We start from the raw sequence: 20,985 nt of genomic DNA, 5'->3' as shown, positions 1-20,985 counted from the left end.
GCGAGGGAACTACGCGGCCTGCGACTGAGCCTCTTCAAGCATGCGTCCCACCAGCCCGGTGCTGACCTGCCCCGCGCGGAACACCGGGTCTTCCAGCACCCGGCGCACAAAAGGAATGTTGGTCTTGACGCCTTCGACGCGGAACTGCACCAGCGCGGCCGCCAACAGATCCAGCGCCGCTTCGCGCGTCGCGGCATGCGCGATCACCTTCGCCAGCATCGGGTCGTAGTGGCTCGATACGCGGCAGCCCTCCGCGTAGCCGGTCTCGATGCGCACGCCGGGCATCTCGGGCGGCTGGAATACGCGCAGCGGGCCGGGCGACGGCAGGAAGCGCACCGGGTCTTCGGCATACACGCGCGCCTCGATGGCGTGGCCATTCAGCGGCGGCACGGCCGGCAGCACGTCCTGCATGCGCTCGCCAGCCGCCAGCCGGAGTTGCGCGGTCACCAGATCCACGCCGGTCACCGCTTCGGTCACGGCGTGCTCGACCTGCAGGCGGGTGTTGATCTCAAGAAACGAAAAGCCGGAATCGGGCGTGTACAGCATCTCCACGGTGCCGATCACGTCGTAGCCCATCCCCGCCAGCATGGCCTCCAGCCGCGCGCCCATGGCCTCGACCGCCGCACGCGGCAGCGCAGGCGCCGGCGCTTCCTCCAGCACCTTCTGATGGCGGCGCTGTATGGAGCAGTCACGCTCATACAGGCAACGCACCTGCCCATGGCGGTCGGCGAGGAACTGGAACTCGACGTGGCGCGGGTCGCGCAGCAGCTTTTCCAGATACAGGTCCGAGCCGCCGAAACTACGTTCGGCAATCTGCCGCGCGCGCGCCCATTGCGCCTCGGCGTCCTGCGGCCCCTCCAGCGCCAGCATCCCGATGCCGCCACCGCCCGACGCAGGTTTGATCAGCACCGGATACCCGAGGTCCTCAGCCGCGCGGCGCAATGCCGCGAGGTCGTCGCCGAGCACCGCGCTGCTCGGCGCCATCGGCATGCCCAGCGCCCGCATGGCGTCGCGCGCCTGGGTCTTGTGTCCCAGCATCCGGATCCAGCGCGGCGACGGTCCGACAAAGACCAGGCCCGCCTGCTCCACGGCATCGGCAAACGCCGCGTTCTCGGACAGGAAGCCATAACCGGGGTGCAGGGCATCCGCATCGCATTCACGCGCGACGCGCAGCAGCGTTTCCTGGTTCAGATAACTCTGCGCGGCGGGCGATGCGCCGATCGGGACGGCCAGGTCCGCTTCCGACAGATACGGCAGATCGCGGTCGGCCTCGGAATAGACGGCTACCGACTCGATCCCCAGGCCGCGCAAGGCGCGGATGACACGCCGGGCGACGGCGCCGCGATTGGCCACGATGACTCGTTTCATGTTGGGCTCCTGGCGCGGCATCACGGGCGGTAGCCGAAGGCCCGGGGACCGGGTTCGCGCAGCGGCGCCACCAGCTCCACGAATTCCTCCAGCGCCTGACGGGTGGCGGCGGGATCGATGATGTCTTCCACGACGAAGGCTTCGGCGCTGCGGAAGGGCGAGGTCAGGCTGCGGACGCGCGCTTCGATCTCGCGCATCTTGGCCTGCGGATCCTCGGCGGCCTCGATCTCGGCCTTGTAGGCAACCTCCAGCCCGCCCTCCACCGGCAGCGAGCCCCACTGCGCCGACGGCCATGCGTAACGGAAGTTGAAGCGGCCAGCGCTCTGGTGCCCGCCCGCCGCCACGCCGAACGCCTTGCGCACGATGATCGAGCACCACGGCACCGTGGATTGCGCGACGGCCGTCAGCGCGCGCACGCCGTAGCGCATGGCGCCGGCCTTCTCGGCGTTCAGCCCGATCTGGAACCCGGGCACGTCGACCAGGTTGACGACGGGCAGGTGGAACGTTTCGGCCAGATCCAGCAGCCGGGTGAATTTTTCGGCGGCCGGGCCATCCCAGCCGCCACCGTAGTGATAGGGATCACTGCCAAACACCGCCACCGGCCAGCCGTCGATGCGGGCCAGCCCGGTGATGACGGCGCGGCCCCAGCGTTTGCCGATCTCCATGAACGAGCCCTCGTCGACCAGCGCCTCCAGAATCGGCCGCATCTTGTACACGGCGCGCGTGTCGGACGGAATTGCGTCCCGCAGCCAGTCCTGCGCGCCAGCCCGGCCGGGGTCGGCCGCCCGCGGCGGCAGCTCGTGCACCGAGCGCGGCAGATACGAAAGAAAGCGGCGCACGCGCGCGAAGGCGTCCTCTTCGGATTCCGCCTCGTCGTCCACCACGCCGTTGCGGGTGTGGATGTCGCTGCCGCCCAGCTCGTTCTTGTCCAGGTTCTGGCCAATGCGCGCGACGACGGGCGGACCCGCGATGAAAAGCTGCGAGGTGTCACGCACCATGACCGAGTAGTGGCTGGCCGCCACGCGCGCCGCCCCCAGGCCGGCCACCGACCCCAGCGCCAGTGATGCGACGGGCACGGTTGCCAGGTTCTGCGCCATCAGCGGCCACATGCGCAGCTTGGGAAGTAGCGTGTGGCCCTTGATCTCGATGTTGCGCACCGAGCCGCCGCCGCCCGTGCCGTCCACCAGCCGGATGAGCGGCACGCGCAGGTCCTGCGCCATGCGCTCGGACTCGACCAGCTTGTCGCCGACCGCCCCGTCATTGGCGCCACCGCGCACGGTGAAGTCGTCAGCCGCGACGACGACCGGCCGGCCCTGCACCTTGGCTCGGCCGATCAGCAGGTTCGATGGCGTGAAGTCGATCAGGCGCCCTTGCGCGTCATAGTCGCCGCTGCCCGCCAGCGCCCCCACTTCCCGGAATGACGCCGGGTCGACCATCCTGTCGATCCGCTCGCGCACCGGCAACTTGCCGTTCTCGCGGTGCCGGCGCACCTTCGCCTCGCCCCCCATGCGCACCGCCAGTTCCTTGCGCAGCGCCAATTCCTGCAGTTCTTTCTCCCAGGACACCTTGTGCTCCTTCCTGTCAGTTGCCCAAGCGGTCATCGCCGCCGGTTCAGTCGATCTTGATGTTTGCGCGCTTGATGAGCGTCTCGTTCTGCTTGAGCTCGTCGGCGATCTTTTGCCGGAACTCCTTGGGCGATTGCGTCGAGGGATTGCCCTGCGCAGCGAGCCGCGCGCGCACCGCCGGATCCTTGGCTGCCGCCGCGATCTCGCGGTTAAGGCGGTCCACGATGGCGGGCGGCGTGCCCGCCGGCGCAAACACCCCCACCCAGAACGAGATGTCGAAGTCCGGGTAGCCCAGCTCGGCCACGGCGGGCACGTCCGGCAGGTCATGCCAGCGCTGCGCGGTGGATACGGCCAGCGCCTTGAGCTTGCCCGCCTTGATGAGCGGCACGCCGGACAACGTGTCAAAGCCGAAGTCGACTTCCTTGGACAGCAGTCCCGCCTCCATCGGCGCGGCCCCGCGGTAAGGCACGTGCAGCATCTGGACGTCCGACATCGTGGCAAGCTGCGCGCCCGCCAGGTGCATCAGGTTGCCGTTGCCGGCCGACCCGTAGCTGACCGTGTTGGGATTGCGCCGCGCCAGGTCGACGAGCGACTTGACGTCCTTCACGCCGGCCACGCGCGGATTCTCGGCGTTGATGGTCAGGATGAAGGGCACGGACACCACGGTGGTCACCGGCTCGAAGTCCTTCAGCGGGTGATATTGCAGGTCCTTGTAGAGCAAGGGATTGACGGTGATCGAGCTGGAATTGCTGACCAGGATCGTGTAGCCGTCGGGCTTGGCCTGCGCCACCATGCGGGCGGCAATCATGCCGTTCGCGCCCGTCCGGTTTTCGACCACGAACGTCTGGCCCATGCGGGTGGCCAGCGCGTCGCCGACGATGCGCGCCACGATGTCGATCGTGCTGCCGGGGCTGAAGCCCACGACAAACTTGACCGGGGCGTTGGGATAGTCGGCCGCGCTTGCGGCCGCCGGCAATGCGGCGCACCAGGCGAACGCGCCTGCTGCCAGCCATTTTGCAACTGTCATGATGTGTCTCCTCCGTGATTGCATGGATCCGCGCCGCGCACTGCGTTGGCGCGCGGCTGCGGATTGCGTGGTGTCTACTGTGCCGCGACGGCGCCGGAAGCCTTGACGGCCTGGCCCCACTTCTCCTCTTCCTGCTGCATGAAGGCGGCGAACGCCTTGGGCGTGCTATTGACGACTTCGCCGCCAAGCCCTTCGATGCGGGTCTGCATCGCCGGCGTGGCCACGATCTTCGACACGTCTTCATAGATGCGCTGCGCCTGTTCCTGCGGCATGGCGGCCGGCGCCAGGATGCCGAACCAGGTGGCGGCCTCGAAGCCGGGCATACCCGCTTCGGCAAACGTCGGCACGTCGCGCAGCGCCTGCACCCGCTTGCCGTTGGCGACGGCCAGCGCACGCAGCTTGCCGGACTCGATCAGCGGCAGCGCGGACGTGATGGTGGCTAGCATCATCTGCACCTGCCCGCCCGCCAGATCCGTGAAGGCAGGCGCGTCGCCCCGGTACGGCACGTGCGTGATGGACGATTTCGTGGCGATCTTGAACAGCTCGCCGCTCAGGTGCTGCGCCGTGCCGTTGCCCGGCGAGGCAAAGTTCACCGAGCCGCCGTTTTGCTTCAGGTACGTCAGGAACTCCGGCAACGTCTTCGCCGGGATGGCGGGGTTGACCACCAGCACCAGCGGCACCTTGGTCACCAGCGTGATCGGCGCGAAATCCTTGACGGGGTCGTAGCTGAGCTTGCTGTACAGGTGGCCGCTGATCGTGTGCGCCGATGTCGTCATGAACAGCGTGTAGCCGTCGCCGCGCGCGCGGGCCACGGAACTTGCGCCGATCGTCGTGCCGGCGCCGGCGCGATTTTCCACGATGACCGATTGCCCCCACGTCTGCGTGAGCCGTTCGGCCACGGCCCGCGCGACCACGTCGGTGGCGCCGCCGGCCGGATACGGCACGATCATCGACACGGGTTTCGAAGGATAGGTGTCGGCGTGCGCCGCCGCCGTGAACAGCGTCGCGGCACAAGCCAGCGCACGCAGCCAATTGCGTTGCATGGGTAGGTCTCCTCTTGTCATCGATTGAAGGTTTGGTTTATTCTTATCGTTCCATTGTGCAGAACGCTTATTCTATTTTATATTTTTTCAAACCCGGGCTGTCAACGAATAAATACGCGCCGGCCACTTGCCGTGGGCGCGAAACAAAGCCATCAAGAGAGGAACGACACTTCATGTCCGAATCATCGGAAACCCTTAAACCCATGCTGATCGGCGGCGAATGGGTCGCGCGGGACGCCGCCGCCTTCGAATCCATCAACCCCGCCACCGGCGCCCGTAACTATCGGATCAGCGCGGCGTCGGATGCGCAGGTCGACCAGGCAGTTCAAGCTGCCTGGCACGCGCAGCGTCAGCCGGCATGGCGCGACATGCTGCCGCACCAGCGCGCCGCAATTCTGCGCCGCATCGCCGACGGCATGGACCAGAACGCGCAGCTGCTTGCGCAGTTGCAGATGATCGAAAACGGCAAGGTGTGGGCTGAGTGCAAGGCGCAGGTCGCCAGCGCGGCGGCCACGTTCCGCTACTACGCCGGGGTGTGCGAAACGCTGGGTGCGGAGGTCACGCCCGCGCGCGGCAACTACCTGTCAATGACGCACTACGACCCCTACGGCGTGGTCGTGGCGATCACGCCGTGGAACTCGCCGCTCACGATGGAGGCGCAGAAGGTCGCGCCCGCGCTGGCCGCGGGCAACGCCGTGATTCTCAAGCCCTCCGAAGTCACCTCGTCGCCGGCGCTGGCGCTGGGCCGCATTGCCCTCGAAGCCGGCCTGCCGCCGGGCATCCTGAACGTGGTGACCGGTCTGGGCGCCACCGTGGGGCGGCGTCTGGTCGAGCACCCCGGCGTGCGCATGGTGTCGTTCACGGGCGGCACCGGCAGCGGCCGCGCCATCGCGCATGCCGCGGCGGAAAAGCTGATGCCCGTGGCGCTGGAACTGGGCGGCAAATCACCGCACATCGTGTTCGAAGATGCTGACCAGGACGCCGCGATCGACGGCGTCATCGGCGGCATCTTCGAGGGCAGCGGCCAATCCTGCGTGGCCGGTTCCCGCCTGTACGTGCAGCGCAGCATCGCCCAGACCTTCATCGAGAAGCTCGTGGCGCGCGCCAGCCGCCTGAAGGTCGATTTGCCCGACGCGGATGGCGCGCAGATGGGTCCGATCGCGTCCTTCGGTCATCGCGAAAAGATCGAAGGCATGGTCGATGGCGCACGCCGCGATGGCGCGGAGGTGCTGCTGGGCGGCTCTCGACCAGAGGGCAAGGCCCTTGAGGCCGGCGCGTTCTACCGCCCCACCATACTTGGCGGCCTGTCGCGGGACGCCCATGTCGTGCGCGAAGAGATCTTCGGACCGGTGCTCTGCGCGCTGGTCTTCGATGACGAAGACGATCTGATCGACCAGGCCAACGACAGCGCTTATGGCCTGGCCTCCGGCGTCTGGACGGCGGACTACCGCCGCGCCTGGCGCGTGGCCCGGCAGCTGGAGGCGGGAAGCGTCTGGATCAACACGTACAAACAGCTCTCCATTTCGACGCCCTTTGGCGGCTTCAAGCAAAGCGGCATCGGGCGCGAGAAAGGCGTGAGCGGACTGCGTCTGTACCAGCAATCCAAGGGCATCTATTTCGGCATGTAGGCCGTCCTCTTTTTCCCAACATCATTCGGGGCCGCCGGCCGCGGCCCCTCCAACACTTCATCGGAGACTATCCTCATGCCTGAATTTCAACGAGCCGGCTTTATCGGCCTGGGCGTCATGGGCGAGCCCATCTGCCGCAATCTGGCCGTCAAGGGCGGCGTGCCCGTGCTGGGCTGCGACAACGACCCCTCCCCCCTGCAACGGCTGGCCGCGCACAACGTCACCGCGGCGACCGCCCCGCAGATCATGCGCGAATGCGACGTGGTGTTCCTGTCGCTGCCGTCCGGCGAGGTCGTGGCGCAGCTTGCCCGCGGCGCTGACGGCCTGCTGGCGAACGCGCGCAGCGGTCAGTTGATCGTGGACCTGAGCACCTCGCCCGTCGACGTGACGCGCGAGCTGGCGGGCGAATTTGCGGCCAAGGGCGCGATTTTCATCGATGCGCCCGTCGCCCGCACCCGCGCCGCGGCCGAGGCCGGCACGCTGTCGGTCATGATCGGCGGCGATGAAAGCGTGTTCGCGCGCGTCAAGCCGCTGGTCTCCACGTTTGCCAACGAAATCACGCATTGCGGCCCGGTCGGCAGCGGTCAGGTCGTCAAGATCCTGAACAACATGGTGCTCTTCGAGACGGTAGTGGCGCTGTCCGAAGCCCGCGCCATCGCGCGCCGTTCGGGGGTCGATCCGCGCGTCCTGCTGGAGACCTTCACACGCGGCTCGGCGGACAGCTTCGCGTTGCGCAACCACGGCTTAAAGGCTATTCTGCCCGCAGACTTTCCCGAAAAAGCCTTCCCTGTGGACTACGCCCGCAAAGACCTGCGCTACGCGCTGGCGCTGGCAGAACAGACCGGCGTACAGGCGCTGGGAGCCCGCAACGTGGATCACTGGTTCGACGCTGCGCTCGCCCAGGGTCACGGCAACCGCTATTTCCCCGTCATCAGCCGGGTGATCGATCCGGACTCGGGAACCACCGCGTAATCACCCCCCTATCGTTCCAATGAGTCGTACCCCTACTCAGGATAATTCCACCGACGGCGTCGCCGCCGTCGAACGCGCCCTGACCATCGTCGGGGCGGTCGCGCAACGCACCGATCCCATCACGCTTGCCGATCTTTCCCGGGCCACGGGGTTCTACAAGAGCACGCTCTTGCGGCTCATCGCTTCACTCGAAAAGGCGGCCCTCGTGGTGCGCCGCGCCGACGGGCGCTATGCGCTGGGGCCGTATGCCCACCACCTCGGGCGGGCCTACGAGGCCACCTACCGCCTGACCGAAACCATCCTGCCGCTGCTGGAAGGCCTGGTCGACAAGGGCACCGAAAGTGCGTCCTTTCACGTCTATCACGACGCGCAGTCGCGCGTGTGCCTGTTGCGCGTCGATTCGCATCATTCGACGCTGGACCGCATCCGCGTCGGCGACCTGCTGCCGCTGGACAAAGGCGCTGCCGGCAAGCTGCTCACCGCATATCTGGTTGACGGACAGCCGCCGTCGCAGGCCGGGCTGATGCTCACCTCCATGGGCGAGCGCGACCCCAATTGCGCGGCGGTAGCCAGCCCGGTCTTCGGACCGGACGGCGACATCTGCGGCGCCATCTCGTTGTCGGGTCCCAAAGAGCGTTACTCGCCCACCGCCGTCAAGAAGATGGGCAAGCTCGTGCAGGACGCCGCGGCCGAAGCCACGCGCGCGCTGGGCGGGCGCTGGCCGTCGGGCAAGTGACTGCGGGCAAACAGCGACAGCCAAATGACGGCGCCGGCGTTTTCCCTATCCCGCCTGGCGTCAGGCCGCTTCCGCGCCCTTACCCAACCCCAGATAGCTTTCAATCACCTTCGGATCACCGGCCAATTCACGGGCCGGACCGTGCAGGATGACCTCGCCGGTTTCCAGCACGTAGCCGTAATCGGCCACCTGCAGCGCCGCGCGGGCGTTCTGTTCGACCAGCAGAATCGCCACGCCGGTCTCGCGCAGGCGCGCGATGATGTGGAAGATCTCGCGCACGATGCGCGGCGCCAGACCCAGACTGGGCTCGTCCAGCATCAGCAGCGTGGGCTTGGCCATCAGTGCACGGCCCACAGCCAGCATCTGGCGTTCACCGCCGGACAGGGTGCCGGCCTGCTGGGCGCGGCGTTCGCGCAGCCGCGGGAACAGATCGAACACTTCGTTCAGCGTGTCGCGCCAGCCGCTTTCGCGGGCCCGGTAGCGCCGGAAACCGCCCAGCAGCAGGTTGTCTTCGACCGACATGGTGCCGAACAGCTCGCGGCGCTCGGGCACTAGCGACATGCCCGCCGCCACGCGGCGTTCGACCATCCAGCCCGACACGTCCGCACCGGCGTAATGCACGGTGCCGGCGGCGTGGCCAGTCTGCGGCAGCGAACCCATGATGGCGTTGAGCATCGTGGACTTGCCGGCGCCGTTGGCGCCGATCACGGTGACGATGCTGCCGGCCGGCACGCTGAGCGTGGCGCCCGCCAGCGCGCCGACCTTGCCGTAGCGGGCCGACAGGTTGCTGACTTCGAGAACGGGGGAATTGGGTGCGCTCATTACACGCCTCCCGCCGGCACGGGCTTGGCCTGGTCCGCTTCGGGCAGGTCATCGTCGATGCCGCCCAGGTAAGCTTCCAGCACCGCCGGGTTCTTTTGCACGTCGGCCGGCACGCCTTCGGCCAGCTTCGTGCCGAAATCCATCACCACGAGGTGGTTGGTCAGGCGCATCACAAAATCCATGTCGTGTTCAACGAGCAGAATGCTCATGCCTTCGGCGCGAAGCTGTTCCAGCACGCGCGCCAGGTCCTGCTTTTCCTTGTAGCGCAGGCCCGCGGCCGGTTCGTCCAGCAGCAGCAGCACGGGATCGCACGCCAGCGCGCGCGCGATTTCCAGGATGCGTTGCTGGCCAAGCGCCAGGTTGCCGGCCTGTTCGTACAGGTATTCGCCCAGGCCCACGCGCTTGAGCTGCTCGGCGGCTTCATGCAGCAGTTGCGCTTCGCGGGCGCGGTCCGAGTGCAGCGCGCCCGACAGCACGCCCACGTCCGAACGCAGGTGCGCGCCCAGCGCCACGTTTTCCAGCACCGTCATGCCCGGCAGCAACTGCACGTGCTGGAACGTGCGGCCCACGCCCATCTTGGCGATCTCGCGCGCCGAACGGTTGTCGATGCGCTGGCCCATGAACGTGACTTGGCCGCGCGTCACCGGCAGCACGCCGCTGATCAGGTTGAAGGTCGTGCTCTTGCCGGCGCCGTTGGGGCCGATGAGGCCCATGATTTCGCCCGAGCTGACCTTGAAGGTGATGTCGTTCACCGCCACCAGGCCGCCGAACTCCTTGCGGATGGCGTCCACTTCCAGCACGACCTGGCCGGGCTGCGGACGCTCGCGCGTCGGCAGGGCCGGGGCCGCGGCAGGCGGCGCCAGATTGCGGCGCGAGCCGTTGGCGCCGGTAATGCTGCCCCACCAGCCCGCAAGGATCGGCCACAGGCCGTTGCGCGCGTATTGCAGCATCAGGATCAGCAGCACGCCGAAGACGATCATCTCGAAGTTGGCGTTGGTGTCCAGCAGCTTGGGCAGCAGGTTCTGCAACTGGTCCTTCAGCACCAGGATGACGCTGGAACCCAGCAAGGCGCCCCACACATACCCGGCGCCGCCGACCACCGCCATGAACAGGTACTCGATGCCGTAGTTCAGGCCGAAGGGGCTGGGGCTGACGGCGCGTTGCATGTGCGCATACAGCCAGCCCGACACGCAGGCCAGCAGGGCCGCCCACACGAAGATCACGATCTTGTAGGCAGCCGTGTTGACGCCCATGGACTCGGCCATGCCCGCCCCGCTCTTGAGCGCACGGATGGCGCGGCCGGGACGCGAGTTGAGCAGGTTGCGCGTGGCCCACAGCGCCAGCAGGACGCAGATCCAGATCAGGTAATAGATGTGGCGGCCATTGGCCAGCGACATGCCGAAGATGCTGATGGGCTCGATACCAGCGATGCCGTCGTGCTTGCCCAGCCAGTCGATGTTGCCGAACAGGTAATACAGCGACAGGCCCCAGGCGATGGTGCCCAGCGGCAGATAGTGTCCCGACAGGCGCAGCGTGATCGCGCCTAGCAGGTAGGCCACGACGGCGGTCAGGATCAGGCCCGCGGGCAGCGCCAGCCAGGGGGACACGTCGTACTGCGTCGTCAGGTAGGCCGTGGTGTAGGCGCCCAGGCCGACGAACGCGGCCTGGCCGAAGGACGTCAGGCCACCGACACCGGTCAGCAGCACGAGGCCCAGCACGACCAGGCTGGCCAGACCGATGTAGTTCAGTTGCGTCACCCAGAACTCGGGCGTGGCCGACACCATCGGCAGGCCCGCCAGGACGACGAGAAAAACGGCAAGCAGAATGCGGTTCATGGCTGTTATTCCTCTTCGTCCGCGTGATGGGTGCTGAACGAACGCCAGACCAGAACCGGGATGATCAGGGTGAAGACGATCACTTCCTTATATGCGCTGGCCCAGAACGACGAGAAGGATTCCAGCACGCCGACCAGCAGCGAACCGGCCGCCGCGATGGGATAGCTGGCCAGGCCGCCGATGATGGCGCCGACAAAGCCCTTCAGGCCGATAAGGAAACCCGTGTCGTAATAGACCGTGGTGATGGGCGCGATCAGCATGCCGGACATGGCGCCGATGCCCACGGCCAGCGTGAACGTCAGCGAGCCCGACATGTTGGTGCTGATACCCACCAGGCGCGCGCCGCGGCGGTTGACGGCGGTGGCGCGCAGCGCGCGGCCGTACAGCGTCTTGCCGAAGAACACCCACAAGGCAATGATGAGCAGCGCGCACGTGGCGACCACGAACAGGCTCTGCGCTGACCAGGTCATGAAGCCCAGGTCGACCTGCCCGCTCACGAATGCCGGCGTGCGCCAGCCCTCGGCGCCAAAGAACACGAGCGCCAGGCCCATGAGCGCGAAGTGCACGGCGACGGACACGATCAGCAGCACCAGCACGGTGGCTTCGGCGAGCGGCTGGTAGACGATGCGATAGACCATCGGACCCATCGGAACCACCAGGAACAGCGTCAGCAGCATGTTCAGCCACAGCGAGTTCTCGGGACCGGTGTAGCTTTTGGTCAGCCAGAACAGCGCGAGCGGCAGCACGACGCAGGTGGCGATGGTCTTGGGCAGGCCGGCGGCGCTGCGCGTGCGCACGGCGCGCACCAGCTCAAGCGCCAGGCACACCAGGCCCAGCAGCGGCAGCAGATAGGCGGTGCCCGGCACTTTGCCGTCCACCAGCATGGCCAGGGTCAGGGCGCCGAACGCCACGAACTCGCCCTGGGGAATGAAAATGACGCGCGTGACGGCGAAAACCAGCACCAGAGCCATGCCCAGGAGGGCATAGATGGCGCCGTTGACGACACCGTCTTGCAGCAGGATCAGCGCAATTGAGGAATCCATCTAACAACTACCTTGTGGTTTCTTGGTGTTCCGACCCCACCCGGAACACTGATACGACACACCGGCCGGAAAGGCCGGTGCGAAGTCCTGCCGGGCGCGGCGCGGCGGGCGGTGTGCCGCCCCCCGCGCATGGGACGCCCGCGATGGGGCGGCCCGCGCTCGGGCGATACAGGGGGATTACAGGCCGGGCTGGTAGACCCACTTGCCGTTTTCCACCTTGACGATGACGCGCGAGCGCTCGTCAAAGCCGGCGTGGTCCGTGGGCGACATATTGAACACGCCTTGCGACACGGCCAGGTCCTTCACGCCTTCCAGGGCATCGCGCATCGCAACGCGGAATTCCGGCGTGCCGGGCTTGGCGCCCGTCTTCAGGGCCACAGGCAGTGCGGCGACGACCAGTTGGCCGGCATCCCACATGTGACCGCCGAACGTGTTGGTCGAACCGGCGCCGTTGGCTTTTTCGTAGGTTTCCACGTAGGCCAGGGCCGACTTCTTGACCGGGTTGCTATCAGGCAGTTGCGCGGCGACCAGCAGCGGGCCGGCCGGCAGGAGCATGCCGTCGCAGTCCTTGCCGCAGACGCGCAGCACGTCGTTGTTGGCGGCGCCGTGGGTTTGGTAGATGGTGCCGCCGTAGTTGCGGGCCTTCAGTTCCTTTTGCGGCAGCGCGGACGGGGTGCCGGCGCCGGCGATCAGGATGGCGTCCGGCTTGGCGCCGACCAGCTTGAGCACCTGGCCCGTCACGCTGGTGTCGGTGCGGCCGTATTTTTCGACGGCGACGATCTCGATGCCCTTGGCCTTGGCGGCCTTCTGCATCACGTCCAGCCAGCCGTCGCCGTAGGCGTCGGCAAAACCGATGAAGCCCAGGGTCTTGACCTTGGACTTGGACATCGCGTCGGCCAGGGCGCCGGCCATCAGCGCGTCGTTCTGCGGGGTCTTGAAGACCCAGCGGCGCTTGTCGTCAACGGGTTCGACGATCTTGGCGCTGGCGGCCACGCTGATCATCGGCACCTTGGCTTCGGCGGCCACGTCGACCATCGCCAGCGAACCCGGCGTGACGGACGTGCCGATCAGCACGTCGACCTTGTCGTCGGTGGCCAGCTTGCGCGAGTTCTTGACGGCCTGCGTGGTGTCGGTGGCGTCGTCCAGCACGATCCATTCGATCTTCTGGCCGGCGACTTCCTTGGGCAGCAGTGCCACGGTGTTGCGCTCGGGGATGCCAAGCGAGGCGGCGGGGCCGGTGCTGGCCACGGTCACGCCAACCTTGACCTGTGCGTTCGCCAGAAGCGGCAGAGTCAGGGCTACGGCGGCGGCGGCCGCGGACAAGCCGAAGTGCTTGCGCATGTTTTTGTCTCCTGTGGTTGGCTCTTATGTGCCTCGACCGAGGCGAAGCGAGCCTGTTTAAAGTTATACAGAAAAAAATATTATATGGTTAAAACAGTATCAGATGACCTACCGCAACTACGGTAATTCCCTGATGTGCTACGGAAATCATGATCTGGCGAACGCATTTGTTAATGGCGAACTTGTACTTGAAAGGGTCGCAGGCGTCATGTTGGGGGATTCCCTTGGCGATCAGCGGCCCAGCATCGGGAACACCCGCTCGACGCGCGAGGCCACCCACGCGGCCACCACGGCCTTGACCAGATCGCCGGGCAGGAACACCACGACCGCGCCCCCAGCCTTTGCCATGTCCATCTTCGCCACGGCCGCCAGCCACGGCACGCCTACCGCATACACCACCACGATGCCGCCGACGACGCAGGCGGCGACATAGCCCGCCAGCCCTTTCCAGGTGCCCGATCCGCGGGCGGCCAAACGGCGCGCCAACCAGCCCGTCACGAATGCGCCCGCCACCATGCCGATCAGAAATCCGCCGGTCGGGCCAAAAAACGCCCCCAGCCCGCCACGCCCACCCGGCAGCACCGGCAGGCCGATCGCCGCCAGCGCCAGATACAGCAGGCACGCCAGCGCGCCGCGCACGGGGCCGAGCATGGCGCCGGCCAGCATGACCCCGAGCGTCTGCAAGGTGATGGGCACCGGAATGCCGGGCATCGGGATGGGCGGCATCAGGCTCAGCACGACGATCAGCGCCGCAAACAGCGCAACCAGCACCGTGTTGTTCGATTTCATGGTCTTCCCCTTGTAGATGAGTTCAGGGCGCGCGGCCGTCAGACGCTGCGCGCGTCGATCGCTTCAGAGACTTCCTGCGCCCGCTTCAACGTCAGCACGATCAGCGGCACGATCAGCGCGACCGGATTCGCCCCCAGCCCGCGCGCGGCCTGGGCCTCGCGGATCTCCTGGAAATTGCGCCAGATTTCGGGCACGAAGCGCAGCGTCAGCGCAAGCGCCAGCGCCACCTTTTCGGCGTCGACGAGACCCGTGCGCTCCAGCGGCCGCAATGCCTTTTCGCAAACGGCAATCAGGTCCGAGGTGCGGGTGGCCAGCGTGACGGCCAGAGCCAGCCCCACCATTGCCGCCACGCGCAGCACCACGGCCAGGGCCTCCAAGGGGCCCTGGAACCAGCCGGTGAAGAGCGCCACGGCCAGCAGCACCCAGAGCAGCCCGCGCACCTGACGCCAGACGGCCGCCGCGGCCACGCCCGTGGACCAGACCAGCGCCACCGAGAAACCAAAGGCGAACGCCAGCCAGAGCGGATCGCGCAGCACGAACAGGCCCGCGCCGGCCGCCAACAGCGCCAGCAGTTTCCCCCACGCCGGCAACCGGTGCAGCGGCGTGTCGCCCGTGACGTACAGGGGCTCCATCATCCGCAGTGTTCCCGGTACCAGCGCAGCGCCGCGGCGGGCGTGTCGTCGGCCGCTATCGTGCCGTCGCGCACGACCAGCACGCGGTCGAAGTCTTCGAGCAATTCCAGGTCATGGCTGACGACGATGGCGTCATGAGGCAGCCCGTCGATGGCGGCGCGCACCCGGTTGCGGTTGCGCAGATCGAGCTGCGTGGTGGGTTCGTCAAAGACGATGAGGGCCGGCTCCATGACCAGCACGGCGGCCAGCGCCACCAGTTGGCGCTCACCGCCGGACAGCGTGTGGCTGCTGCGGTCGGCCAGGTGGCCCACGCCCAGGCGGGCCAACTGGCTGTCGATGCGCGCCTCGCGCTGCTGGCGGTCGGGCGCCAGGCGCTTCAGGCCAAACGCCAGGTCTTCGCGCACGATGGGAAAGACGATCTGGTTTTCGGGATTCTGGAACACAAAGCCGACGCGCGCGCGCACGGCTTTCAGATCCTGCCGCGTATCCAGCCCGTCCACGCGCACGCTGCCCGAAGACGGCACCACCAGGCCGTTGACCAAACGCGCCATTGTGCTCTTGCCGGCGCCATTGGGGCCGACGATGCCGATGCGGCGTTCGGCCAGGGTGACGCTCACCCCGCGCAACACTTCCGCCTGGGGCGTCGACACTACCGCCTGGTCAAACTCGATTAACATGGGGCGGGATTATGCCCGAACCATTTCGGGCATCGCGACTCCAAGAGCTCATATGGAAAAAGTACGCAAAACCGACGCCGAATGGCGCGCCCAGCTTTCCCCCGAAGAATACGTGGTCACCCGTCAAAAAGGTACCGAACGCGCGTTCACGGGGCGCTACTGGGATACTTTCACACCTGGCATTTACCGCTGCGTCGGCTGTGGCACGGCGCTGTTCGCATCCGACACCAAATTCGACGCCGGCTGCGGGTGGCCCAGCTACTTCCAGGCCCTGGACCCCGAACTCGTCCGCGAGGAACGCGACACCACGCACGGCATGGTCCGCACCGAAGTCCTGTGCAACGTCTGCGACGCGCACCTGGGCCACGTCTTTCCCGACGGCCCCGAGCCTACCGGCCTGCGCTACTGCATCAACTCCCTGTCGATGACGTTTGAGCCCCTAGAAGACTGATGAAGAAGTTCCTGTTCGACCTCTTTCCGCTGCTCCTGTTCTTCATCGCCTACAGGTATACGGACATCTTCACGGCCACGGGCGTCGCCATGGCGGCTGCCGTGGCGCAGATCGTCTGGCTCAAGGCCACCGGCCGCCCCACCGAAGCCATGCACTGGATCAACCTGACGGTCATCCTGGTGTTCGGCGGCGCCACCATCTGGCTGCACAGCGACGTCTTCATCAAATGGAAGCCCACGGTGCTGTACTGGATGTTCGGCGGCGCGCTGGTCTTTGCCCGCCTGTTGTTCAAGCGCAACCTGATCCGGCGCCTGATGGAAAAGCAGATCCAGCTGCCGGATGCAGCGTGGGACAAGCTCAACCTGATCTGGGCCGGCTTCTTCCTGATCGCCGGCGCGCTCAATCTGTACGTTGCGTTCTCGGGCCACTTCACCGAGTCGCAGTGGGTCAGTTTCAAAGCCTTTGGCCTGATGGGATTGATGATCGTCTTCGTCATTGGCCAGTCGCTGTGGCTGGGCAAGCACATCCAGCCCGAAGAAAACACGCCGGCCGGCCCGGACGCCACGCCTCCCGGCAAGCCCTGAGCTTTTATGTCAGAAAACACCGACCGCATCGCCCTGATCCGGGAACGCCTCGCCGTCCTGGAACCCATCAGTCTGGACATCCTGGACGACTCCCATTTGCATGCCGGCCACGAAGGCAGTAAAAACGGCGCCGGCCACTATCGCGTAATCATCGTAGCGCCTTGCTTTGCGGGGCTCTCCGCCGTTGCGCGACACCGGCTGGTGTATCATCATTTGCAAGATTTGATCCCCTATCCGATTCATGCGCTTGCGCTTGACGCCCAGGCTCCCAAATAGAAAGTAAAAGGATATTCATGAAACGCATCGTCATGCTGGCTGCGGCCTGCGTCATCGCCGTGCCTGCTTTTGCGCAAAACGTGGCTACCGTCAACGGTAAGGCCATCCCGCAAAAGAGCCTGGATCAATTCGTCAAGCTCCTGGTCGGCCAGGGCGCCACCGATTCGCCGCAACTGCGCGAACAGGTCAAGCAGGAAATGATCAACCGTCAGATCTTCGTGCAAGCCGCCGAATCCAGCGGCATCGCCAAGCAGGCTGACGTCCAGACCGAGATCGAACTGGCCCGCCAAGGCATCCTGGTTCGCGCCCTGATGGCCGACTACTTGGCCAAGCACCCGGTCACCGACGCCCAAGTCACCGCCGAATACGAAAAGATCAAGAAGGAACAAGCCGGCAAGATGGAATACAAGGTCCGCCACATCCTCGTCGAAGACGAGAAGAAGGCGAACGACCTGCTGGCCCAACTGAAGAGCAACAAGGGCAAGTTCGACGACCTGGCCAAGAAGAACTCCAAAGACCCCGGCAGCGCCGAAAAGGGTGGCGATCTGGGTTGGGCTCCTCCGACCAACTACGTGCAGCCGTTCGCGCAAGCCGTGACGCAACTGAAGAAGGGCCAACTGGTCGACAAGCCGGTCCAGACCCAATTCGGCTGGCACATCATCATGGTCGACGACACCCGTCCGGTCGAATTCCCGCCGATGGATCAGGTCCGTCCGCAACTGGAAGAAATGCTGCGCCAGCAAACCCTGGCCGACTACCAGAAGCAATTGCGCGAAAAGGCCAAGATCCAATAAGGCCCGCTCAGCTCAGAAAACTGCCCGCCGATCGCGGGCAGTTTTTTTTTGGCTGGGCAACCCGGTGTCTGACACCCCTTGAGACCCGCCCCAGGCTGACGACTATCTCTGCGGGGTGTCTGACACCCACCCCCAGCAAGCAACAAAAAGGGCCACACGCCGGTGGCGTGCAGCCCTTCATTCGAACGCGGCAAGGTCTCCTGGCTAGGAAACGCCCAACAGCGCCTTCAGTCCGTCCTCGTCCAGCACCGGCACGCCCAGTTCCTGAGCCTTGGTCAGCTTGCTGCCGGAGTCCTCGCCCGCCACCAGATAGGCCGTCTTCTTGGACACCGAGCCGCTGACCTTGCCGCCGGCCGCCTGGATGTGCATCGAAGCCTCTTCACGCGTCCAGGTCGGCAGCGTGCCCGTCAGCACGAAGGTCTTTCCGGCCAGCGTGTCGGCTTGCGGCGCGGCTTCGGCAACGGGGTTCACGCCCTGCGCCTTGAGCTGCCCGATCACGTCGCGGTTGTGCTGCTCGGCAAAGAAATGGCGGATCGACGCGGCCACGACAGGCCCAACGTCGGGCACCGACGACAAGGCGTCTTCATCCGCATCCATGATGGCGTCGATGCTGCCGAAGTGCCGCGCGACGTCGCGCGCAGTGGTCTCGCCCACATGCCGGATGCCCAGCGCGAACAGCAGCCGGGACAGATTCGGCGAGCGCGCCTTCTCGATGGCGGCCACCAGATTGTCGGCGGACTTCTGGCCCATCCGGTCCAGGCCCACGAGCTCCAGCGGACGCAGGCTGTACAGGTCAGCCAGCGTCTTGACGCGGCCGCTGTCCACCAATTGGTCCACGAGCTTCTCGCCCAGGCCTTCGATATCCAGCGCCTTGCGGCTGGCGGCATGCCACAGCGTCTGCTTGCGCTGGGCGCCGCAGAACAGGCCCCCGGTGCAGCGCGCGATGGTCTCGCCTTCCAGGCGTTCGATGGCCGATCCGCAGACCGGGCATTCCGTCGGCATGACGAATTCCCGCGCGTCCTCGGGCCGCTTTTCCAAAACCGGGGCCAGCACCTCGGGAATCACGTCGCCGGCGCGCCGCACAATGACCGTGTCGCCGATGCGCACGTCCTTGCGGCGGATCTCGTCTTCGTTGTGCAGCGTGGCGTTGGTGACGGTGACGCCGCCCACGAACACGGGCTTGAGCCGCGCGACGGGGGTGATGGCGCCCGTGCGGCCCACCTGCACTTCAATGTCCACCAGCGTCGTGGTGGCCTCTTCGGCGGCAAACTTGTGCGCCAATGCAAAGCGCGGCGCGCGCGCCACGAAGCCCAGCACCTTCTGCGCCGGCAGGGAGTCCACTTTGTAGACCACGCCGTCGATGTCATAGGGCAGGTTCGCGCGCACGGCGCCCACCTTGGCGTAGAAGTCCATCAGGCCTTCCGCGCCGCTTGCCCGGTGGTTGTGCACCACATTGACCGGCAGCCCCAGCGAGGCCAGCCATTCCAGCATGGCGCCGTGGGATTTTTCAGGCAGTTGCGACGCCTGGTCCGCGCCGGCCGAGGATTCATCAAACTGGCCGCTTTGCGAGCCGGGCAGGCCCTGGACCTCGCCCCAGCCATAGGCAAAGAAGCGCAGCGGCCGCTTGGCCGTGATGCGCGGATCGAGCTGGCGCAGGCTGCCCGCCGCTGCATTGCGGGGATTCACGAAAATCTTTTCGTCGCGCTTGGCCTGCGCCGCATTCAACTTTTCGAAGTCGGCGCGATTCATCAGCACCTCGCCGCGCACCTCCAGCACCTTCGGGGCCGCGCCCTTCAGTTGCAGCGGAATCGCCTTGATCGTGCGGATGTTGGACGTGACGTCCTCGCCCGTCTGGCCGTCGCCGCGGGTGGCGGCCTGCACCAGACGGCCGTCCTCGTAGCGCAGGCTGATCGCCAGGCCGTCGAGTTTGAGCTCACAGAAGTAGTCCGGCTGCTGCGCAGGCCCCAGCATGCCAGCGCCCCGCAGCGTGTCGGTGACACGGCGGTCAAAGGCGGCGACTTCCTCTTCGGAAAACGCGTTGTTCAGCGACAGCATCGGCACCACGTGGCGCACGCTGCCAAACGCGGACACCGGCGCGGCGCCCACGCGCTGCGTGGGAGACTCCGGCGTGACCAGATCCGGGTGCTCGGCCTCGAGGGCCTGCAAATCCCGCATCAGCCCGTCGTACTCGGCATCCGAGACGGAGGGCTCGTCGTAAACGTAATAACGGACGTTGTGCTGTTCGATCTCGGCGCGCAGCCGCGCGGCGGCTTGCGCCGGATTCTCGCCGGACCCGCTGGCCATCAGGCAAACACGCGCTGGGCGCGCTCGCTGCCGGCGGGCAGGCCCGCTTGTTCAAGCTGGCCGAACAGGACCTGCAGGCGCTCGTCGATGACGGTCTCGGAGCCGTCGGCCAGGGGCTTGCCCTGATCGTCGACCAGTTCGGCGCGCAGGCGCGAGGCCAGGTCGCGGCCCACGTCGACCATGCGGCCAAACGCGCGGGTGTCGGCGGGGCTGCAAGGCACGTCGAGCAGCAGGTACAGGCGCTCGATGCCGCCCATGCCCGCGTCGAAGGCCGCGCCGTCCGCGCGGGCCAGCGTGAAGCGGGCCACGCCGTTCTCGTTGGGCCAGGCCAGGCGGTTGCCGTCGGCAACAAAACCGATGTCACGTGCCACGGCCAGCACTTCGGCCGCCGGCTGGGCCGAGCCCAGCAGCAGGGTCAGGCCAACCTGGGTGTCCAGGGCCGCGCAGGTGTCGTCCAGGCGGGCGCCCTGCTCCAGCACGGCTTGCTGGTCGGGCCCTTCAATCGTGGCGTCGAAGCGTTCAGCCATGTCCTGGGCACGCGCCCAGGCCTGCGACCATTCGATGGCGGTCAGGGGACCGCTGCGGTTGGCCAGCAGCACGGCAAGCTGCATGGACGCATAGGACTCGCCCGAATGGACGCGCGCGCGGTGGCGGCGCTGGTCGGTTTCGGCAAACACGCGCATGGGTTTGCGGCCCACGCTGCGCAGGCTTTGCATGTAGGGCAGCAGATCCGAGCCGCGCACGGGCTCGGCGAAGTTGACTTCGATGACCACTTCGCAGGCGGGATCGGGTTCTTCCGTGTCGTCGGCATCGCTGCCGGGATCCACGGGCGCAGGCTGGCCGGGCTGGACGCGCGCAGGTTCGCCGCCCATGCCGGGTTCGCGCCGGGCAGCGCCGGCCGGGGCGGCGCTTGCGGCCCCCGCACCCGCGCCCAGCAGCGGATCCTGTTCGGAGGTGGGGAAATGGCTCTGCATCTTGCGACGGACGCGACGGTCCTGCCACCAGTTGAATCCCAACACCAGCAGTATCAGCAAGACGCCCAGGGCAATCAGCCCGATCTGCAAATCACTCATGTATAAATCCCGCGCCAGGAAGGCG

20 protein-coding genes are annotated in these 20,985 nt (G+C 66.6%); 7 read left to right on the top strand and 13 right to left on the bottom strand.

Translation table 11 applies throughout. The features are described 5' to 3' along the window. Window positions 1–9: 9 nt before the first annotated feature. From AC6LJW_RS16475 to AC6LJW_RS16460, 4 genes are all read right to left on the bottom strand, one after another. The gene (locus tag AC6LJW_RS16475; RefSeq protein ID WP_498087772.1) at window positions 10–1,368 is read right to left on the bottom strand and encodes an acetyl-CoA carboxylase biotin carboxylase subunit; all 1,359 of its coding nucleotides are present in this window, start codon (window positions 1,366–1,368) and stop codon (window positions 10–12) included. A 20-nt stretch (window positions 1,369–1,388) separates the two neighbouring features. Then, window positions 1,389–2,933, bottom strand: coding sequence for an acyl-CoA carboxylase subunit beta (locus tag AC6LJW_RS16470; protein ID WP_498087771.1), 1,545 nt, complete (start codon window positions 2,931–2,933; stop codon window positions 1,389–1,391). Window positions 2,934–2,979: 46 nt separating this feature from the next. After that, window positions 2,980–3,960 carry a Bug family tripartite tricarboxylate transporter substrate binding protein gene (locus AC6LJW_RS16465; RefSeq protein ID WP_056568189.1) on the bottom strand — a complete coding sequence of 327 codons (981 nt, stop codon included), beginning with the start codon at window positions 3,958–3,960 and terminating at the stop codon, window positions 2,980–2,982. Window positions 3,961–4,034: 74 nt separating this feature from the next. Beyond that, the gene (locus AC6LJW_RS16460) at window positions 4,035–5,003 is read right to left on the bottom strand and encodes a Bug family tripartite tricarboxylate transporter substrate binding protein (RefSeq protein WP_056568191.1); all 969 of its coding nucleotides are present in this window, start codon (window positions 5,001–5,003) and stop codon (window positions 4,035–4,037) included. Between the two features lie 173 nt (window positions 5,004–5,176). Here AC6LJW_RS16460 and AC6LJW_RS16455 point away from each other — a divergent pair, with 173 nt between their 5' ends. The 3 genes from AC6LJW_RS16455 to AC6LJW_RS16445 all read left to right on the top strand — a co-directional run bounded on the left by AC6LJW_RS16455 (window position 5,177) and on the right by AC6LJW_RS16445 (window position 8,339). Continuing rightward, a complete protein-coding gene (locus AC6LJW_RS16455) occupies window positions 5,177–6,631 on the top strand; it encodes an aldehyde dehydrogenase (protein WP_498087770.1) in 1,455 nt (484 codons plus the stop codon). Between the two features lie 75 nt (window positions 6,632–6,706). Then, window positions 6,707–7,603, top strand: a complete 897-nt coding sequence (locus tag AC6LJW_RS16450; protein ID WP_498087769.1) for an NAD(P)-dependent oxidoreductase — start codon at window positions 6,707–6,709, stop codon at window positions 7,601–7,603. 19 nt (window positions 7,604–7,622) lie between these two features. After that, entirely contained in the window at window positions 7,623–8,339 is a 717-nt protein-coding gene (locus AC6LJW_RS16445) for an IclR family transcriptional regulator (protein ID WP_056568201.1), read from the top strand. 60 nt (window positions 8,340–8,399) lie between these two features. Here the strand turns inward: AC6LJW_RS16445 and AC6LJW_RS16440 are convergent, their stop codons facing one another. The 7 genes from AC6LJW_RS16440 to AC6LJW_RS16410 all read right to left on the bottom strand — a co-directional run bounded on the left by AC6LJW_RS16440 (window position 8,400) and on the right by AC6LJW_RS16410 (window position 15,478). Continuing rightward, entirely contained in the window at window positions 8,400–9,161 is a 762-nt protein-coding gene (locus tag AC6LJW_RS16440; RefSeq protein ID WP_056568204.1) for an ABC transporter ATP-binding protein, read from the bottom strand. Continuing rightward, window positions 9,161–10,996, bottom strand: a complete 1,836-nt coding sequence (locus AC6LJW_RS16435) for a branched-chain amino acid ABC transporter ATP-binding protein/permease (protein ID WP_056568205.1) — start codon at window positions 10,994–10,996, stop codon at window positions 9,161–9,163. Before AC6LJW_RS16435 ends, AC6LJW_RS16440 begins: the two co-directional genes overlap by 1 nt. A 5-nt stretch (window positions 10,997–11,001) precedes the next feature. Further along, a complete protein-coding gene (locus tag AC6LJW_RS16430) occupies window positions 11,002–12,039 on the bottom strand; it encodes a branched-chain amino acid ABC transporter permease (protein ID WP_056568208.1) in 1,038 nt (345 codons plus the stop codon). A gap of 177 nt (window positions 12,040–12,216) precedes the next feature. After that, entirely contained in the window at window positions 12,217–13,380 is a 1,164-nt protein-coding gene (locus AC6LJW_RS16425; protein ID WP_056568210.1) for an ABC transporter substrate-binding protein, read from the bottom strand. 231 nt (window positions 13,381–13,611) lie between these two features. Then, window positions 13,612–14,169, bottom strand: coding sequence for a biotin transporter BioY (locus AC6LJW_RS16420; protein WP_498087768.1), 558 nt, complete (start codon window positions 14,167–14,169; stop codon window positions 13,612–13,614). Between the two features lie 38 nt (window positions 14,170–14,207). Then, window positions 14,208–14,804, bottom strand: a complete 597-nt coding sequence (locus AC6LJW_RS16415; protein ID WP_498087767.1) for an energy-coupling factor transporter transmembrane component T family protein — start codon at window positions 14,802–14,804, stop codon at window positions 14,208–14,210. Further along, window positions 14,801–15,478 carry an energy-coupling factor ABC transporter ATP-binding protein gene (locus tag AC6LJW_RS16410; protein WP_056568218.1) on the bottom strand — a complete coding sequence of 226 codons (678 nt, stop codon included), beginning with the start codon at window positions 15,476–15,478 and terminating at the stop codon, window positions 14,801–14,803. The genes AC6LJW_RS16415 and AC6LJW_RS16410 overlap by 4 nt, the downstream gene beginning before the upstream one ends. Window positions 15,479–15,530: 52 nt before the next feature. Between AC6LJW_RS16410 and msrB the strand changes: the two genes are divergently transcribed. From msrB to AC6LJW_RS16390, 4 genes are read left to right on the top strand one after another with little or no spacing between them, the layout of a single operon-like run. Beyond that, the gene (msrB, locus tag AC6LJW_RS16405; RefSeq protein ID WP_056568221.1) at window positions 15,531–15,929 is read left to right on the top strand and encodes a peptide-methionine (R)-S-oxide reductase MsrB; all 399 of its coding nucleotides are present in this window, start codon (window positions 15,531–15,533) and stop codon (window positions 15,927–15,929) included. Beyond that, on the top strand, window positions 15,929–16,513 hold the full coding sequence (locus tag AC6LJW_RS16400) for a septation protein A (protein ID WP_056568223.1): 585 nt from the start codon (window positions 15,929–15,931) through the stop codon (window positions 16,511–16,513). Before msrB ends, AC6LJW_RS16400 begins: the two co-directional genes overlap by 1 nt. Before the next feature lie 6 nt (window positions 16,514–16,519). Continuing rightward, window positions 16,520–16,789, top strand: a complete 270-nt coding sequence (locus AC6LJW_RS16395) for a BolA family protein (protein WP_056568226.1) — start codon at window positions 16,520–16,522, stop codon at window positions 16,787–16,789. A gap of 17 nt (window positions 16,790–16,806) precedes the next feature. Further along, window positions 16,807–17,583 carry a peptidylprolyl isomerase gene (locus AC6LJW_RS16390; RefSeq protein WP_056568229.1) on the top strand — a complete coding sequence of 259 codons (777 nt, stop codon included), beginning with the start codon at window positions 16,807–16,809 and terminating at the stop codon, window positions 17,581–17,583. Between the two features lie 204 nt (window positions 17,584–17,787). Here the strand turns inward: AC6LJW_RS16390 and ligA are convergent, their stop codons facing one another. Further along, window positions 17,788–19,887, bottom strand: a complete 2,100-nt coding sequence (ligA, locus tag AC6LJW_RS16385; protein ID WP_427984046.1) for an NAD-dependent DNA ligase LigA — start codon at window positions 19,885–19,887, stop codon at window positions 17,788–17,790. Further along, the gene (locus tag AC6LJW_RS16380) at window positions 19,887–20,960 is read right to left on the bottom strand and encodes a cell division protein ZipA C-terminal FtsZ-binding domain-containing protein (protein WP_498087766.1); all 1,074 of its coding nucleotides are present in this window, start codon (window positions 20,958–20,960) and stop codon (window positions 19,887–19,889) included. Before AC6LJW_RS16380 ends, ligA begins: the two co-directional genes overlap by 1 nt. Between the last annotated feature and the right edge of the window lie 25 nt (window positions 20,961–20,985).

Source organism: Achromobacter sp. 1012554356 (assembly GCF_059760815.1).
This window is presented reverse-complemented; position numbering and strand designations above follow the sequence as displayed.